Source organism: Desemzia sp. FAM 23990, from assembly GCF_045528485.1.
In the GTDB taxonomy this organism is placed as follows: Bacteria; Bacillota; Bacilli; order Lactobacillales; family Carnobacteriaceae; genus Desemzia.
Genome location: NZ_JBGQQW010000005.1, coordinates 82,340 through 99,017, shown reverse-complemented (window position 1 = coordinate 99,017; position 16,678 = coordinate 82,340). Strand labels below are relative to the sequence as shown.

Annotated in this window: 14 protein-coding genes and 1 pseudogene; 7 read left to right on the top strand and 8 right to left on the bottom strand. The window is 39.0% G+C overall.

From position 1 onward, the window contains the following. The first annotated feature begins 100 nt into the window (after positions 1–100). The 4 genes and pseudogenes from ACEN4I_RS03250 to ACEN4I_RS03235 form a co-directional block, all read left to right on the top strand. A complete protein-coding gene (locus ACEN4I_RS03250; RefSeq protein ID WP_407096594.1) occupies positions 101–1,228 on the top strand; it encodes an ArgE/DapE family deacylase in 1,128 nt (375 codons plus the stop codon). Positions 1,229–1,540: 312 nt separating this feature from the next. Beyond that, the gene (locus tag ACEN4I_RS03245; protein ID WP_407096595.1) at positions 1,541–2,566 is read left to right on the top strand and encodes a N(5)-(carboxyethyl)ornithine synthase; all 1,026 of its coding nucleotides are present in this window, start codon (positions 1,541–1,543) and stop codon (positions 2,564–2,566) included. Between the two features lie 179 nt (positions 2,567–2,745). Continuing rightward, a complete protein-coding gene (locus ACEN4I_RS03240) occupies positions 2,746–3,192 on the top strand; it encodes a HEAT repeat domain-containing protein (RefSeq protein ID WP_407096596.1) in 447 nt (148 codons plus the stop codon). Between the two features lie 442 nt (positions 3,193–3,634). Next, positions 3,635–4,402 (top strand): annotated as a pseudogene (locus tag ACEN4I_RS03235) (nuclease-related domain-containing protein); the annotation flags it as partial. A 213-nt stretch (positions 4,403–4,615) separates the two neighbouring features. Here ACEN4I_RS03235 and helD read toward each other — a convergent pair. Then, positions 4,616–6,775, bottom strand: coding sequence for an RNA polymerase recycling motor HelD (gene helD / locus ACEN4I_RS03230; RefSeq protein ID WP_407102102.1), 2,160 nt, complete (start codon positions 6,773–6,775; stop codon positions 4,616–4,618). Positions 6,776–7,124: 349 nt separating this feature from the next. Between helD and deoC the strand changes: the two genes are divergently transcribed. Further along, complete coding sequence (deoC, locus tag ACEN4I_RS03225; protein ID WP_407096598.1) at positions 7,125–7,808, top strand: deoxyribose-phosphate aldolase; 684 nt, start codon at positions 7,125–7,127, stop codon at positions 7,806–7,808. A gap of 105 nt (positions 7,809–7,913) precedes the next feature. Here deoC and fghA read toward each other — a convergent pair whose 3' ends face one another. The 5 genes from fghA to ACEN4I_RS03200 form a co-directional block, all read right to left on the bottom strand. Then, positions 7,914–8,753: an S-formylglutathione hydrolase gene (gene fghA, locus ACEN4I_RS03220; protein WP_407096599.1), complete on the bottom strand. Its 840-nt coding sequence runs from the start codon at positions 8,751–8,753 to the stop codon at positions 7,914–7,916. A 38-nt stretch (positions 8,754–8,791) separates the two neighbouring features. Next, entirely contained in the window at positions 8,792–9,901 is a 1,110-nt protein-coding gene (locus ACEN4I_RS03215) for an S-(hydroxymethyl)glutathione dehydrogenase/class III alcohol dehydrogenase (protein ID WP_407102101.1), read from the bottom strand. Positions 9,902–10,875: 974 nt separating this feature from the next. Further along, on the bottom strand, positions 10,876–12,321 hold the full coding sequence (locus ACEN4I_RS03210) for a PH domain-containing protein (protein ID WP_407102100.1): 1,446 nt from the start codon (positions 12,319–12,321) through the stop codon (positions 10,876–10,878). Further along, positions 12,314–12,811: a PH domain-containing protein gene (locus ACEN4I_RS03205; RefSeq protein ID WP_407102099.1), complete on the bottom strand. Its 498-nt coding sequence runs from the start codon at positions 12,809–12,811 to the stop codon at positions 12,314–12,316. Before ACEN4I_RS03205 ends, ACEN4I_RS03210 begins: the two co-directional genes overlap by 8 nt. A 35-nt stretch (positions 12,812–12,846) precedes the next feature. Next, the gene (locus tag ACEN4I_RS03200; protein WP_407102098.1) at positions 12,847–12,981 is read right to left on the bottom strand and encodes a hypothetical protein; all 135 of its coding nucleotides are present in this window, start codon (positions 12,979–12,981) and stop codon (positions 12,847–12,849) included. 183 nt (positions 12,982–13,164) lie between these two features. On the opposite strand from ACEN4I_RS03200, the gene ACEN4I_RS03195 reads away from it, so the two are divergent. Beyond that, entirely contained in the window at positions 13,165–13,509 is a 345-nt protein-coding gene (locus ACEN4I_RS03195; RefSeq protein ID WP_407102097.1) for a PadR family transcriptional regulator, read from the top strand. After that, a complete protein-coding gene (locus ACEN4I_RS03190; protein WP_407102096.1) occupies positions 13,499–14,320 on the top strand; it encodes a hypothetical protein in 822 nt (273 codons plus the stop codon). The genes ACEN4I_RS03195 and ACEN4I_RS03190 overlap by 11 nt, the downstream gene beginning before the upstream one ends. A gap of 58 nt (positions 14,321–14,378) precedes the next feature. Here ACEN4I_RS03190 and ACEN4I_RS03185 read toward each other — a convergent pair whose 3' ends face one another. Continuing rightward, positions 14,379–15,677, bottom strand: coding sequence for a M20 family metallo-hydrolase (locus ACEN4I_RS03185; protein WP_407102095.1), 1,299 nt, complete (start codon positions 15,675–15,677; stop codon positions 14,379–14,381). A 157-nt stretch (positions 15,678–15,834) separates the two neighbouring features. Then, the gene (locus ACEN4I_RS03180) at positions 15,835–16,674 is read right to left on the bottom strand and encodes a Cof-type HAD-IIB family hydrolase (protein WP_407102094.1); all 840 of its coding nucleotides are present in this window, start codon (positions 16,672–16,674) and stop codon (positions 15,835–15,837) included. Between the last annotated feature and the right edge of the window lie 4 nt (positions 16,675–16,678).

The following is a 16,678-nucleotide window of genomic DNA, read 5'->3' as shown; positions in this document are numbered from 1 at the left end:
TTTTAGGTTAGGTAAAGTCAATGGACCCTATCGACGCCTTTTAATGTCTTATTTAATTGCGAAGTTGTATGATGAAGACAGATGAAAGGGGACATGTATGATGAATAAAGAAGCACGTATTAAAATTCTACAAGATATTGTGAAAATTAAATCTGTCAATGATAATGAAAAAGATGTCGCTGATTATCTAGAAAAACTATTTACCGCTAACAGCATTAAATCGAAGCATGTCGCTTATAACGAAACCCGTCATAACTTAGTTGCCGAATACTCTAATGGCGAAGGGAAGGTTTTAGGAATCAGCGGGCACGAAGATGTAGTAGCGCCTGGAGAGGAAAGCGAATGGAAATTCCCACCCTTCTCGGGACAGATTGATGGCGACAAATTATATGGTCGCGGTTCGACGGATATGAAATCTGGATTAGCTGCTTTAGCCATCGCAATGATTGAACTGAAAAATGAAGAGACTGATTTTAATGGGACGATTCGTTTCATGGCTACTGTAGGCGAAGAAGTCGGAGCTTTAGGTTCTACTTTATTAGCTGAAGAAGGCTATGCTGACGATCTTGATGGTTTATTAATTGGCGAACCTGTAGATGTTGCAGCCTATACCCATAAAGGTTCTTTAAACTATTCCATTGTGTCTCACGGTAAATCTTCTCATAGTTCTATGCCAGATGAAGGAATCAATTCCATTACAAATATGAGTAAATTTATCCAACGTTTCAATAAAGAATTTAATAAAGTTACTAATGATTATAGTAATGATGTACTAGGGACTGTAGCAGCAAGTGTGACCATTATTAATGGCGGAGATCAAGTAAACAGTATTCCCGCTACGACAACAGTACAAGGGAATATCCGTACCATTCCTGAATTCGATAATACAAAAGTGAAAGAATTGTTGAAGGAAATCGTGGATGAACTGAACCAAGAAAATAATGTAGACCTTGAGTTGAAAATTGACTATGACTTGAATTCAGTGGAATCGGATAAAAATTCTGATTTAGCGAAAGCTGTTTTAGCCCATACAAATGCTAAAACTGGTGGTATCTCTCCTGTAACAGATGCTGCTGCCTTTACTCAAACGGATAATCAATTTGATGTGGTGATTTATGGCCCTGGAGTAACCACCCTGCCGCACCAGTTAGATGAGTATGTGTCGATTGAAGATTATTTATCTAAGATTGAAGAATACAAAGCGATTATCAAAGAATATTTAAAATAGGCTAGTATGATGACAACAATTGCGCATATTTACAACCACCTAACTTCATATATATGTTATTGGTAAGTATCATCGACTTTTTTACTAAACAAAGGTAACTAACTATTTTTAGCAACCATGTGAATTATCATCTTATGGTTGCTTTTCTTATCTATGCTCCAAGGACGAATGTTATCCCAACTAAGCGATATCAAAAAGTGATCGTCTCATTGTTTCTCTCTCATTTGTAACCTGTCCTCGTTCATGAGATAATAAGATATTATGTTAGGCTTTTTTGGAGTACATAATGACTAAAATTAGGGGGTCAGGGATATGTTACAAAAACTGAGTACTATCGGATTCGTCAACAGTCATAAAACTGGGGAGAAACGGATTGCCTTGCTGCCTAAAGATATTGTACAACTGCAACATCGAGAAGCACTTTTTTTTGAAAAAGGTTATGGAAGCGCTTTGAATATATCAGATACTGAATATACCGCTTTAGGTTGTCAGATTGTCTCGAGAGAAACGGCGTTGGCTCAAGATATCGTTTGCGATCCAAAAATTGGAGACGCTGACTTTTTAGAAGATTTACAGCCAGGTCAAACCATTTTTGGTTGGGTACATGCGGTACAAAATAAAGAGGTGACCGATCTACTCATCGCAAATAAAATCTCTGCGTATGCTTGGGAAGATATGTATGAGGACAACAGACATTCTTACTGGCGCAATAATGAACTGGCTGGCGAAGCAGCTGTCATGCATGCCTATCAATTAAGCGGACTTATGCCGTATGATACCAAAGTAGCACTTATCGGACGCGGAAATACGGCTCGTGGTGCTCAACGTATTTTGATTGGTTTAGGTGCTGACGTCCGCGTTTATAATCGCCGTCAAGAAAGCTTGTTCCGAAAAGAAATGACTGAATTTGATGTCATTGTGAATGCTGTTCTTTGGGATACTGCCCGTGAAGATCATCTTGTGTATCAAACTGATTTACAATACCTCAAACCAGGTACGATGATTATCGATGTTAGCTGTGATGAACATGGTGCCATCGAGACCACTATACCTACTACTTTAAGCAGTCCTACTTACGAAATCGACCATGTGCTTCACTATGCTGTCGATCATACACCAACGATTTTTTACCGTTCTTCTTCAAACGCGATTTCAAATGAAACCGCTAAATATATTGATGACTTAGTTGAGAGTCGTTCTAACACCATTTTAGAAGATGCGCTGATTATTGAGCGAGGACATATTTTGGACGAACACATTAACGAGTTTCAAAATAGATCTACCACAGATACAATCATCGAAATTATAGACAGAGAAAATCCTGCAGCAACCATTTAAGTATTAAAGAGCTGATATGAATTCGGACTGCTACCGAATTCATGGCAGCTCTTTTTTCGCCGTTTAAACGTCAAGTTTTAAATGAGCAAACACTTTTTTAATCCAAATAACCTTGTAATCGTAAATCGAACGCTATAATATGAACGTTAAGTCCAGAAACAGAAAGAGGCAGCGTTACTATGAAAATTATTAAAGAAGAACCAGCCAATATAGAAGAATTAAAAATAAAAGCCAACACAAAAGATAGTTGGGAAACTAGAATGGAAGCCGTAAAAGAATTGGCTAAATATGATTGTCAAAAATCAAGATACATCTTAACCAAACTAGCAACAAGCGACCGAGTGTTTGCCGTTAAAGAAGCTGCTTTTTATGCCGCACGATTTATGGGTGTGACTGAAAAAGGTGTACCCTTAAAAACGCCAAGAAAAAAACTGGGTTACGACGGAAAAGCTTATACGAAGATTTTCAGCCGTGTGAAAAGAGATACACAGATGGAAGAATTTGATTTAGCTGTTTTTAAAAAGCAATTCCAAGTTGTCTCTCCTGAAATGTATGATGTGATGCAATACGAAAAACAAGAAGACTTTGATTTGTGGATTGCTGATTCTTATGCGAATCTAGGTTAAACTTTACTATAAAAAAGGCATTTCCACCGGATATTTAGAGTCGGTGGAAATGCCTTTTTTACTTCACTTGTATGCCTAAGCTGCTATTTTCAGTTTATTCTTCAAGTGAGTTTTATTTTATATGTCACTTGATGAGTAAAGTGGATTTATTCCTCAAGTAAGTCTTTTCTTATGCACCACTTGATGAGTAAAGCTACAATATTCTTCAAGTGAACGTTTAAAAAGACTTCACTTGAAGAATAAAATCTAATCCATTTAACAATTTAACCCTTTTTTCGCGAATAGTATACAGTAATAACTATTTTGTGAGAGGAGTTTTTTTATGATTATTAAGAAACGTTCTAAACCGTTGACACTTAGAGTTTTAGAATCTTTAAATTATCGAACTGACCTCAAATCTTCTGAGAAAAAAGAGTATTTCAACCATTAAAAGGGGTTCGAAGGTGAAGTGGATTTTGATGTTTTACCTGAAACCTTTCCAGATGAAAGTCTCGTCATCAACGATTTGTTAATTAAGGATAACGGACAACTCTTTCAAATCGATTGCCTGATTTTAAAGGGGAATCAGCTTTCTCTTTATGAAATAAAAAACTATTCTGGCAGTTATGATTACAAAAATGGTGTTCTTCACGGACGATCTGATTTCATTATCTCGAATCCTCTAACTCAAGTTTACCGAAGTCAGCCGCTTCTCCATAATTTACTTCACAAATTAGGCTTCCAAATGGACGTAAACCCGCACATCGTCTTTATCAATCCTGACTTTTATTTGTACGAACTTCCGAGGGATAAACCATTCATATTTGCAAACCAACTACCTAGCCACTTTGAGCAACTTGCAAATCAATTATGCGCATTGCATATTGAAAACTATCGTTCCCCTGATTTGCCACAGTATGACTTTTCTGTGTTAAAGAAAGGAATACTTTGTCCCAAATGCTTTTCATTTGAGCACATAAGTACACGTCAGAATCGCATTTGTGCAGCTTGCGGGTATAAAGAAACTGCCTCAGAAGCTATCAACCGATCGGCAGGCGAATGTCATCTGCTTTATCCGGAATTGAACGTCACTAAATGTCTCATCTATCTCTGGTGTGGGGAAGAATACGACGAACAGCGCGTTCAGCGGGTATTAGCGAGTCATTATCAAACACACGGCCACTACAAAAGCACTTTTTACGAACTCCATTCTCCTTTATTGGTCAAGTGAGGTGTGAAAAAAAGTTCACTTGATAAGTAAAGTCAGTTTATTAGTCAAGTGAGCTGTAATTTTTAATCCACTCGATAAATAAAACTACTTTATTCTTCAAGTGACCGTTTTTGGAGCCCCCACTTGACTAATAAAACCATCGCAACACGTAAAACAACAAAAAAACGTGCACAAAATCAACTGTCAACGTTGATTTCGTGCGCGTCTTTTAGATTATTTCAAGAACTTGCTTACCTTTCCTGTATAAGTCATAAACAAATTTTGCATCCCTCTGGATACTGCTGTATAGAGAATACGCTGATCGCGCTCATCCGCATAATTAGCTTCGGACACATCATGCACAAGCACATTATCAAATTCTAGCCCTTTAGATAAACTGATGGGGATAACGTTAATCGAATACACGAACGGGAGAGTCTCCATCAGGTAATCCGACAACTCTTCTGCAGCTTGTTCACTCTTGGTGATGACCGTTAACGATTTGCCGTCTAGTTCAGCCACTACTTGTTCAAATACAGCTTTTAAGTCATTCCTATCAGACACTTCAAACCATTTTGGTTCATTCCCTTGAGGTCGAACAGGAACTATCTCAATTTTTTGATTTTCCCCTACCAACTGACTAAAGACTTTCGTAATGGCACCACTAGAGCGGTAGCTGTTCACTAAGTCATAACGCTGGATACTCTTTTGTTTGTTCTCAAAAATACCTGCAATCTCTGCAAATGTAATCGAAGAATTGAAAATGGCTTGGTTTTCATCTCCGACCATTGTAAAGTCGCTTTTCATAAATAAATCCGACAGCAAACTCATTTGCGCTGGAGTGTAATCTTGCACTTCATCAATCAGCACAAAGCGCATTAACGGAAACGAGATTCTTTCCACGAAAGTATTCATCAGCAGCAAGTAAATGACGGCTTCATCTACTGTTAAAGATTCTTTAGAATGAACATACGCTTCCTTTTGATGATGAAAATACAATGTATCAAAGATGTGAGTCAAATCTATCCATTCATTTTGGTTGATTTTTTTCGTGATCCCGCGGTATTTCTTGCGCAGTAACTGTTCTCCATACTGAATAATTTCATCTTCTTTATCATCTGCAATCAGTTTTCCAAAATGCTTCAATTGCATTTTTTCTGACATTTCCAAAATTTGGTCTTGTATGCCATGACTTTTAGCCTGAGTAAGAAGACGTCTTTCCCAATAACTAGAAAGACGCTGTTTGGTAGCTTGGATTCTGTCGATTACAGGATTCTCAGCTGGAGTCGTCTCATAAATTTTCTTCATTTTTTCTTTTGAAATGAGGACTTTCCCTCTATACATCAAGTCTTTAAATAAACCATCTGTATTGGCTATCACTTCATCAGCACCTTTTAAAAAGTCCACATATTCCAGACTTCTTAAAAGGGCTGTTTGATGGTCTATATCAGTTTGGCTAATGCGTGAAAAGTACTCTTCTTCTGTTTCCATAGCCCAATTAGAACGCTGTCCCAAAAATTGCAGCAATGTCATATTCAACGGATTCTTTTCTCCTAAAGAAGGCAAAACATTTGAGATGTAGTTAATAAATTGATTGTTGGGGGACAATATCAATACATTATCCGACGTAATTTCTTTGCGTAAAGAGTACAGCAAATAAGCAATGCGTTGCATAACAGTAGATGTTTTCCCACTACCTGCCACTCCATTTACCAACAAAATAGGATGTTTTGTGTCTCTAATGATGACGTTTTGCTCGTTTTGAATGGTTGCTGTAATGTCTTTCATTTGCTGGGTAGTGTCTTGCTCCAAAGCTTCCAAGAGCACATCGTCTTGGATGGCTACTGTCGTGTCAAAGTAGTTCAACAACTGGTCTTTTTCAATAATCAATTGCCGGCGACTGTTGATTTCCACGTCTATTGGCAGCTCGTGCGCAACATAAGAAGATTTCCCGAGAGTATTGTTGTAAAACAATTCCGCAATCGGCGAACGCCAATCGTACACCAGATTTTCTCCATCTTCATCCGCAAAACCATTGATACCGATGTAAAACGGTTCTTCTGGCTCCTCGTCCAAAAAATCCACCATAACTTTCCCAAAATAAGGAGCTTTTAGGAGACGCTCCACTTTTTCCAACAACGCTTGGTTTGCTTGCATTTTGATATTCATTTGGTCGATTTCTCGGCTTTTCATTTCGATGCCTAAAAAAGTATCCAAATTGTCCAACACGCTGTCAAAGTTCAAACTGCCTTCACTCGACATGTGTTTCAATTCAGCAATGCCTTCTTCCCTGTTCCGTTTGATAGCATCCTGCAGCATTTCTTCCGCTGCCAGCAGTTTTCCGTACACCAACTCAAGGTACTCTTTTTCTTTTCTCAATTCTGTATCAACCAATGTACATTGCCCCCTTATCCGTATCAAAGCGAACCATAATTGTACTGCCTTTCTGCCAAGGAATCAATAGATTTCTACCAAATTAGGCTGCCAACAGAATCGGTTCATTAGCTTATTCATCAATTGAGCTGTGAATAATGGTCCACTTGATGAATAAAGTGGATTTATTAATCAAGTGAACAGTTTTGGAGGCCTCACTTGAATAATAACCTCTCTTTATTACTCAAGTGACCATTGTCTTCCTTCTCACTTGATCAATAAACCATTCTCCAAAATGAATTTCTCTTTTTAATCCGTACGCTAAAGTGTAAACTAGAACTATCCTACCATTTGAAAAGAGGCCGACAATATGATATCTGTAACTGATTTAGCCCATTTAATAGACCATACTCTACTGCGTGCAGATGCAACTGAGGAAGAGTTCAAGCAGCTCTGTAAAGAAGCCGATGAGTATGGCTTTAAAATGGTCGCCATCAATTCTTTCCCCGTCCAAATGTGCCGCGAATTTTTACAAGACAGTCCCGTTCATGTGGGAGCAGCGATCGGGTTTCCATTAGGCCAAACTACGATAAAAGCAAAAGTAGTTGAAGTAGAAGATGCTATTCAAAACGGCGCAGACGAAATCGACTATGTCATTAATGTCAGCAAATTAAAAGATGGTGATGTGGAATACATTCGCCGAGAAATGGAAGCAATCGTAGCCGTTTGTCGAAAAGAAGAAATTCTCAGCAAAGTTATTTTAGAAAACTGCTATTTGACAGATGTAGAAAAAATCGCTGTGTGTGAAATCGCCAAAGAAGTGAAACCGGACTTCGTCAAAACTTCCACTGGTTTTGGACCAAGCGGAGCGACTGTAGAAGATGTGGCGTTGATGAAACAAATCGTTGGGGACCAAGTCAAAGTAAAAGCTGCTGGTGGAATTCGTGATTTGGACACGGCTTTAAAAATGATTGAAGCTGGTGCCGAGCGTTTAGGTATGAGTGCGGGAATCAAAGTGATCGAAGAATACAGAAAAGTGGAGAAAAATTCTTAAAAGTTCGTTTTATTGATACAAAGAAAAAGACAGCAATACCGTTGTGTGGGTATTGCTGTCTATTTTCAACCCATTATTTTAAAGAAAAACTCAGCTTATCAATAATCAGCCGATTTGAGATAAATGAAACTCCAAATGTTCTTCAATAAAACTCGCGATCGTGTAATAACTATGGTCGTGTCCTGGCAGCATACGAACCGTCAATGGGTAATTTTTTTCTTCTGCAATCGCCGCTATTTTAGAAGGCTGCAATTGTTTATCGTAAAAAGGATCTGCATCTCCTTGATCAATCAAGACCGGAATATTTTTGCCCGTGTATTGCTTAAGCAATTCGGTTGCATCCCATTCACGCCATTTTTCTTGATTACTGCCAAGATACGCGCTGAAAGCTTTTATTCCCCAAGGAACTTCCATCGGGTTCACAATGGGCGCAAAAGCAGAAATGGAAGTAAATCGTTCTGCATTACGCAGTCCAATCACCAATGCTCCATGTCCTCCCATAGAATGTCCGGAAATAAATTCTGGTCCAGTCAGTTGAAATTGGTCATGAGCGATAGCGGATAACTCTTTAGTGATGTAATCGTACATCTTATACTGAGCTGCCCAAGGTTGTTCGGTAGCATTGAGATAGAACCCTGCTCCTTGACCTAAATCCCAATCCTCTGAATCGGCTATCTCTTCTCCTCGAGGACTAGTGTCCGGCATAATCATCGCTATCCCTAAACGAGCAGCAGCTTTTTGTGCGCCAGCTTTGTGCGTGAAATTATCATCGGTAGACGTTAAGCCAGATAACCACCACAATAAAGGTGGTTGCGCGAACGTTTCTTTATTTGGTAAAAATAAGCTGAAAGTCATTGGGCAACCTAAAGTGTGTGAATCATGACGGTATTTGTATTGTGTTCCGTCAAAAACAACGTGTTCTTCAAGCAATTCTAATGTTGACATCCTTACCCTCCTCATTTGAAATAGGTTGAAACAACTGATTAGTAAGAAAGAACTGTACGAATCGATTTTCCTTCATGCAATAAGTCAAACGCTTCATTGATTTTTTCGAAAGGCAGCGTGTGTGTGATGAATGGATCCAATTGAATCTCACCGCTCATCGCTTTTTCAACCATGCCCGGCAATTCTGTACGTCCTTTAACTCCGCCAAAAGCAGATCCGCGCCAAACGCGTCCCGTTACCAATTGGAATGGGCGAGTGCTGATTTCTTCTCCAGCTCCGGCTACTCCGATCACAACACTTTCTCCCCAGCCTTTGTGGCAGCATTCTAAAGCTGAACGCATGACATCGACGTTTCCGATACATTCAAAACTATACTCCACACCGCCATTTGTTAACTCAACAATAACTTCTTGGATCGGACGGTCATATTCTTTAGGGTTCAAGAAATCTGTCGCTCCCATTTCTTTCGCCAGTGCAAATTTATCCGGATTGGTATCAATCGCAATAATTCGTCCCGCTTTTGCTTGAACAGCACCTTGAATAACCGCTAAACCGATAGCCCCTAAACCAAAAACAGCGATAGTATCGCCTTCTGTTACTTTCGCTGCATTGCTTACAGCACCAATTCCTGTGGTTACGCCACAACCCAATAAACACACTTTTTCTAGAGGTGCTTCTTGATTCACTTTAGCCAATGAAATTTCAGAAACTACGGTATATTCACTAAACGTGCTTGTTCCCATGTAATGGTAAATAGGTTCTCCTTTGTAAGAAAAACGCGTCGTTCCATCCGGCATTAATCCTTTACCTTGTGTTTCACGAACCGCTTGGCACAAATTCGTTTTGCCTGAAGTACAGTACTCACATTTGCCACATTCAGGTGTGTACAAAGGAATCACATGATCCCCTGCTTGAACGGAAGTAACTCCTTCGCCGACTTCTACGACAACCCCGCCGCCTTCGTGTCCTAGTACTGCCGGAAAAACACCTTCAGGATCCACACCAGACAATGTATACGCATCTGTATGACAAACCGCTGTATCTGTAATTTTAACTAATACTTCCCCTTTTTTAGGTCCTGCTACATCAATTTCTACTATTTCAAGAGGTTGACCTGGTCCAAATGCTACTGCTGCGCGTGATTTCATGTTATTGATCTCCTTTTCACTATCCAATTAATCCAAAATTGAGGGGGGATAACCCTTATTGTTTCACTATTATTTCCCCTAAAAATGCATCTTAGCCAAATGATAACATGGTTATTCTTTTGCTACAACTTGTCTCATTTGCACGATAGACATTTTCTATCAGACTTCAACCCAATAAAAATGATTAACTTACGTTCCACGGAAGAATAGACGGTGTTTCTTATTGGAAAGAGTAGCTCTTCATCTTCTAGCATTGGTAAAGAAATTTCCTCCGGCCTATGAGGTTCCTTATGGAAATCCATGGGACCGCCTTGGTAGCGACCCAAAAAAGTTAGAGTAAAAAACTAGTTTTTTGGTGGGCATTTTTTTACGGCAAAGTATAGTGAAGTGAAGATATGATTTGAACATCAAGAGTAAACTCACCTTGATGAAGAATGCGGTTTGAACATCAAGGGTAAACTCGCCTTGATGAAGAATGCGGTTTGAACATCAAGGGTAAGCTCGCCTTGATGAAGAATGCGGTTTGAACATCAAGGGTAAGCTCGCCTTGATGAAGAATGCGGTTTGAACATCAAGAGTAAATTCGCCTTGATGAAGAATAAGGTTTGAACATCAAGAGTAAATTCGCCTTGATGAAGAATGAGGTTTAAACATCAAGGGTAAATTCGCCTTGATGAAGAATGCGGTTTGAACATCAAGAGTAAATTCGCCTTGATGAAGAATAAGGTATGAACATCAAGAGTAAATTCGCCTTGATGAAGAATGCGGTTTGAACATCAAGAGTAAATTCGCCTTGATGAAGAATAACCTAAGCAGTCCCATATCCCTCCAGGAATTTCTAAGAATGAGTTTCTAAAAGATTCTATTTAAAAAGACAGTGATTTTTACTTACCAACGTCAAATGTTGTAGAATCAAAAGAGTGCTGTTTCCTCCCGATTGAATAGGAAGGAAACAGCACTCTTTTGTTAGTCAACTATAATTTAGTTTGGTAAAAGTTTTTCAGTTTTTGTACATGAGAAAAATCCATGAAACGCAGATTAAGCACTTCGATAGCGAGACCGGCTTTCAAGGTCATACTGACGTGTCCAATTTGCTTAGGAAACAACCATCTAGAGGTTTCTTCTGAAAAAGATTGGACTTTTTGGCGTTCTACAAAAGTATGCACTTTAGTAAACCACTCTGCGTCTTGTATGCAGACTCGATTAGCCGATTGAATGTGGTAGCCTTGAGTTCGGCAGTTGAACCATGAAAGAAGCAGTGACAAAAGCAAAATAATTACCACAGCTAACGCTATCCAACGATTCAAAAATGCCACGCCCACAGCAACTGGAATCAGCAGCAGCTTCCATCGCCAGAAGTACAAAAGTTTTTGGCGCGACACATAACCAATTTCAGGACGCTTAAAGTTCCATTCGGGCATCAACTGATTTAGCACCGTGTACAGTTCAGTATCAGAAATGATCGGTAAAATATAAAGTTTTTTTACTTCTCCATTTTCCCCTTCGCTTTCTTGGCCTCCTGCTAAAAGCAGTTCGACAGAAGAAATCCCTAAAATTTTTCGCAGAGGCTGTTGCCGAACTTTCAAACCTTGGATTTTTTCCAAGGGAATCTTTTGGATTTTCCGCTCAAATAGCCCACTTTCGATAGTCAGTGTATGGTTCGTGCGCTTAACTTGAAAGTTGTAGTATTGGATAAATGTTTTAACTAAAGATAGCAGCATTACAATAATTAACGTCACAACAAGAATTGCTATTGTTACTAACCAACCTGTTCTCCAGACATTTTCTGCAAGTGAAGTGGCTGTCGTGATCCAGTTTTCCGGAATAAACTCTGTCACGAAAAAAATCAGAGCGATAAAGGATGCGATAATGCTCAAATCAGTCACAGCAAATAAAATAATTTGACTATTCGTTACTCGATAATCCGATGCAACTGCGGCAGGCTTTTCCACACTATCCTCTAGTACCTGATGATCGCTTTCTGGCTGTTCACCTTGACGGTAACTTTCTATCAGCTCCAACAGTTCAAAATTTACCGCTGGCATAGACGCTTCAGCTTTAGTGCTGTCTCCTCCAGCCGTTTCGATCAATAATTGAATCGTATTAAATGGTTTAAAGAAAAACCATTGGCGTTGTTTGATCGTTTGAATGCGTTCATAGGGAATATCTGTTTCTCGCTTACGAAATACTCCTTGATAAAGAATAATTTTCTCAGAGGAAATTTGATAGGACTGAGAAAAATATTTCCACAATGATTGAGCTGTTACAAATAAAAAGACCGCTAGTAAAACTAGTATTCCAAAAGTAGTCGTCAATTCTCCGTTAACGATCAGTAAAAAAATAACAAATAAAAGTCTTTTCAACCCATTAAACCCATAAATCGCAAGGGCGAGAGGATGAAATCTTTTTCGTTCAGACATCCTCTTTCGCCACCTTTACCATTTGGATAATTTGTTGTCGCAGGCTAACAGCCTCCTCCACATCTAAACCGGAGATGTTGTGACTAGATGCCGCTGTATGGATGACGATTTCCATCAAGTTTTCTTTGCGCAGGAAAGGTCCTTGTTCTGTTTCGATATGTTGAATACGATTGATTGGAACATGAGTGATGGTTCTGAATATGTACCCTTCTTGAAAAGACAAATCTTCAGAAGTAATTTCGTATCGGTGGTATTGATAGCGATAAGGAATCAACAGTATGTCAATGACAAACACAACAAGAACCACCGCAAAATAACTGCCTATAATCCATAACCATATCCCATTTAAAACATCAAACCAATTGAGTAAAGCTGTCACCCCAATTCCAATGAGTACAAAAATTCCTGTTGTCACCATACTGCTTTTCTTCCACACCGATTTGATGCGGTCCGGCATTTGTTTTGGTAATAATGGATACTCCAATTTCATTCTCCTCTATGTTCTTTTTAGTTTATTATACACTTCTACAGGATGGAACCACTATGAAAATTAAGAATTGTTCCTAAAAAAAACGATCCAAAACCTAAAATAAAAAGCACTCCTAAATTCAGGATTCTTTCCTTAGCGCGTCCACTTAAAGGATAATCAAGCATTTCCATCGTTGACGCCTCCTTTTAAGGCTAGTATAACAAAAACCAAACCAACAATTTATAGGTTAGCCAACTATATATTCTGTATTTCTCAAATTGAAGATTAATAACTTCGACTATCATGTATTGCAATATAGATTAGTAAAAGCTATACTATTAGGTAATACATGATAGTTAGTTAGGAGGGGTGTTTTGTCACAATCTAATTTATCCACACAGATGCTAAAAGGAATTTTATCTGGTTGTATTTTAATATTACTAGAAAATGAATCCTTATATGGTTACCGTTTAAATGATCGATTAAAAGAATTTGGTTTTGATGTTCCCATGGGAACTATCTACCCCTTGCTGTTATCTTTAGAAAAAAAGGAGTTCATCAAAGGAGTGAAAAAACCTTCTAAAGATGGACCTGATCGAAAATACTATCACTTAACAGCAACAGGTCTCGAGGAAAAAGAACAGTTTATTTTACAATGGAATTCATTAAAAAGTACTGTTGAACATTTAATTAAAGGAGCTGACCAAAATGGCGGTTAAAGAAGCTGAAGCTTTGACGCAAAAAAATGCAACGTTACAGCAACAACTGATTAAAGAAAATGAAACTTACTATAGTGATTTACTAGTTTATATTAGAACGAAAACTTTTTTCAGAGATGAACTAAAAACAGAAGAATTACTGATCGAAGTCCTGCAAGATATATTAGAGGCGCAAGATAATGGAATAAGTGCTGCAGATTACTTTGGCAACAGCCCTAAAGAAACGGCCAATCAAATTATTGAACAGATTCCTTTTAATTTTAAGAATGTTCTCTCTACATTTATCTATGCATTCTTAGCTTATGCAGCTTTCAGTATTTTACCTAGTTTGATTTTTCCTGAGACCGCTTTTGATGCTGGAGTTTTTCTACTTTCTGGTATTTATTATTTTTTCCTTGCTACTATACTTATTTGGGGAGTTGGACAAACAATTTATCGTACTATACCTAAAGTCATTGAAATCACAGTTTTTTTAGTCTTTATTTTGCTTTCATCAGCTCCGTTTGTATTGAATTCTGTCCTTCATTTTGAGACTCCATTAACTTTTTCGTTAGATGGTACATTAGGGATACTATTGATTCTATTCATTGCTGCAATTGTCATTTATAAAGCAAGCCATGAAACTCTTTTCGCCACGTTTATCCCTATAATATTTATAAGTGCCTTGCTAGGAGTATTATATCGACTCGAACTTACGCAGCACTATTTAGTATCTGGTGCTGGTAAAATAACTACAAGTATCATTATGATTATCAGCGTGCTTGTTTCAGTCTATTTAACTCATCGTTTATCAAAACATAATAGCCATTAATCATTATGAGCCGTCTTTCTAAAGTTGAACTTTTAGAAAGACGGCTCATAAGATTTAATTAACTTTGCAAGCTTTCAACATAGCTCTTCAACACATGAACAGCTTGTACACAGTCATCCAAGCTGCTCCATTCTGCTGGGTTGTGACTGATCCCATCTTTGCTCTGCACAAATAGCATGGCAACTGGGAGCTCGCTTCCCACCACTTGACTGTCATGTCCAGCTCCGCTCGGTAACGTGTAAGGACGAATATTATTTGCTTCAAGTGCTTTTTTCATTTGATCTTGCCGTTCTTCTGAAATAGGTACTGGCGGAGTAATTAATAAATCTTCGTATTGCACTTGGACCGAATGTTTTTGGGAAAGCTCTTCACTAAGTCGCAATATCCGAGCAACAACTTCCTTGCGTGTCTCCTCTTGAATGTCTCTCACATCTACATATAAAGTCACTTTTCCAGGAATCACATTGACGCCGTTTGGTTCCACAAATAATTTACCTACAGTGGCTACAGCAGACTCATTGACTTGACGAGGAATAGTATTCAACGTGAAAATAAATTCGCTCGCAGCTACCAATGCATCTTGCCGATCATCCATCGGCGTATTCCCGGCATGGCCCGCTTGCCCTTCAAATGTGAACTTCAACCAGTGAGGGCCGGCAATTCCGGTAACGATTCCGCAAGACAGGCCTTCCTTTTCCAGACGCTTGCCTTGTTCGATGTGCACTTCTACAAAACTGTCTATTTCATTAAGATTCCGTTTAGCAGATACATAACTGTCCAAGCTCAATCCAACATCTTGAAGCACCTCTTCAAAAAACAGGCCATTTGCATCTTGGCGCTTTTTCTTAGCTTCCAGATCCGCTTTGCCCATCATCGCTTCACTTCCACTCAAGCCTTCTTGGAAACGAGAACCTTCTTCATCTGTAAAGATAACTACTTCAAAAGGCTTTTCTGGTTGGTATCCTGTTTCTTTCCAAGATTCAGCCACTTCTAAAGCTGCCAACACACCCAACGGCCCATCAAAGTGTCCACCATTGGGTACCGAGTCCACGTGCGAACCACTCAAAATTGCAGGTGCATCTCCATTCTTTCCTGCTAAACGCCCAAATACATTTCCTGCTCCATCCATTCGGGCAGTCAATCCAGCCTCTTTCATCCATTGCATGATCAATTCTTTGGCTGCTTTTTCTTCATGAGAAAAGCCAGGCCGGTCCGAGCCGTTGCTTTCTGTTCGGCCAATTCGAGATAAGGCATCCAGCCTCTCAGCCAATCGTTTTCCTGATATCCCGTTCTTATCTAATTTATTATCATACTTTTCTAGTAAGCGTCCTCGCAAATGCAATGTGTCTTTTTTCATCCTTATTCCCCCTATCTCTCTATACTAGCAAAAAAGACCCTAGTTGAAAATCGATTTTCCCGATTCAGGAGGCTCAGGTACTTTGAATTAAAATCTCAGACTAAAAAGACGCCTCTACTGTAAGAAGCGTCTTAAATCTTCTATTTGGCCCTTCGGCTTAATCAATTAATCCAAAATGCTGAAACGCTTTTTGTAATCCATCTTCGTCAACCGTATCCGTCACATAGTCTGCCATGGCTTTGATTTCTTCTCCTCCATTGCCCATCGCTATACCGATTTTACAATATTCCAACATTGGAATATCTACTTTGGCATCACCAAATGCAATGGTATCGTTTTTGTCCGCTCCATAATGATTCAACAATGTCTCAATCGCAGTTTGCTTATTGATATTGTCTAAAGCAATGTCACCAAACAGTGCTTTCTCGCCAACACCGCCCCAAGTTCCTACTTTCAACTCAGGAAATGTTTCCATAGCGTCTAAATAATCTTGGTACTCTTCCAGAATAAAACTGATTTTGTTCACATCATCGCGGTATAACTCGCCATCAAAAATCATTTCGGGGAATACTTTTCGCACGGTTATCGAGTCTGCACCCGGCTTTTCCTTGTAAGCCATGTAATCTTTAACCGTCTGCTCACCTCTTGTTTCAAATTGCTCACTCGCAAATAAACCATTGTTCGATTCCAAATAAAACTCCAGCTTGCGCTCATGCAGCCAATCTACGATACTTCGTTCTTGTTCTTCAGTCATCAATTGGTGCAACAGAACCTCGCCGTCGCTTTCTACATAGTTTCCATTGCCGCCGATGTAACCGTCAAACCCGATATTCAGTATGTTGTCATACATTTCTGCTTTACTGCGTCCTGTCACGGTGTACACTTTGTGCCCATTCGCTTGTGCTGCTTTGATGGCTTTAACCGCTGAATTCGGCAATTTATTCGAGTAATTGACCAGCGTTCCGTCCACATCTAGAAAAATATATGTTGTCTTCATTGCA

What these genes read in the sequence shown, in the direction of transcription:
- ACEN4I_RS03190 (WP_407102096.1), top strand. Translation starts at nt 13,499, where the DNA reads ATGGCGGTTAAAGAAGCTGAAGCTTTGACGCAAAAAAATGCAACGTTA.
- ACEN4I_RS03205 (WP_407102099.1), bottom strand. Translation starts at nt 12,811, where the DNA reads ATGAAATTGGAGTATCCATTATTACCAAAACAAATGCCGGACCGCATC.
- ACEN4I_RS03250 (WP_407096594.1), top strand. Translation starts at nt 101, where the DNA reads ATGAATAAAGAAGCACGTATTAAAATTCTACAAGATATTGTGAAAATT.
- ACEN4I_RS03240 (WP_407096596.1), top strand. Translation starts at nt 2,746, where the DNA reads ATGAAAATTATTAAAGAAGAACCAGCCAATATAGAAGAATTAAAAATA.
- ACEN4I_RS03245 (WP_407096595.1), top strand. Translation starts at nt 1,541, where the DNA reads ATGTTACAAAAACTGAGTACTATCGGATTCGTCAACAGTCATAAAACT.
- ACEN4I_RS03185 (WP_407102095.1), bottom strand. Translation starts at nt 15,677, where the DNA reads ATGAAAAAAGACACATTGCATTTGCGAGGACGCTTACTAGAAAAGTAT.
- ACEN4I_RS03210 (WP_407102100.1), bottom strand. Translation starts at nt 12,321, where the DNA reads ATGTCTGAACGAAAAAGATTTCATCCTCTCGCCCTTGCGATTTATGGG.
- ACEN4I_RS03200 (WP_407102098.1), bottom strand. Translation starts at nt 12,981, where the DNA reads ATGGAAATGCTTGATTATCCTTTAAGTGGACGCGCTAAGGAAAGAATC.
- fghA (WP_407096599.1), bottom strand. Translation starts at nt 8,753, where the DNA reads ATGTCAACATTAGAATTGCTTGAAGAACACGTTGTTTTTGACGGAACA.
- ACEN4I_RS03215 (WP_407102101.1), bottom strand. Translation starts at nt 9,901, where the DNA reads ATGAAATCACGCGCAGCAGTAGCATTTGGACCAGGTCAACCTCTTGAA.
- ACEN4I_RS03180 (WP_407102094.1), bottom strand. Translation starts at nt 16,674, where the DNA reads ATGAAGACAACATATATTTTTCTAGATGTGGACGGAACGCTGGTCAAT.
- deoC (WP_407096598.1), top strand. Translation starts at nt 7,125, where the DNA reads ATGATATCTGTAACTGATTTAGCCCATTTAATAGACCATACTCTACTG.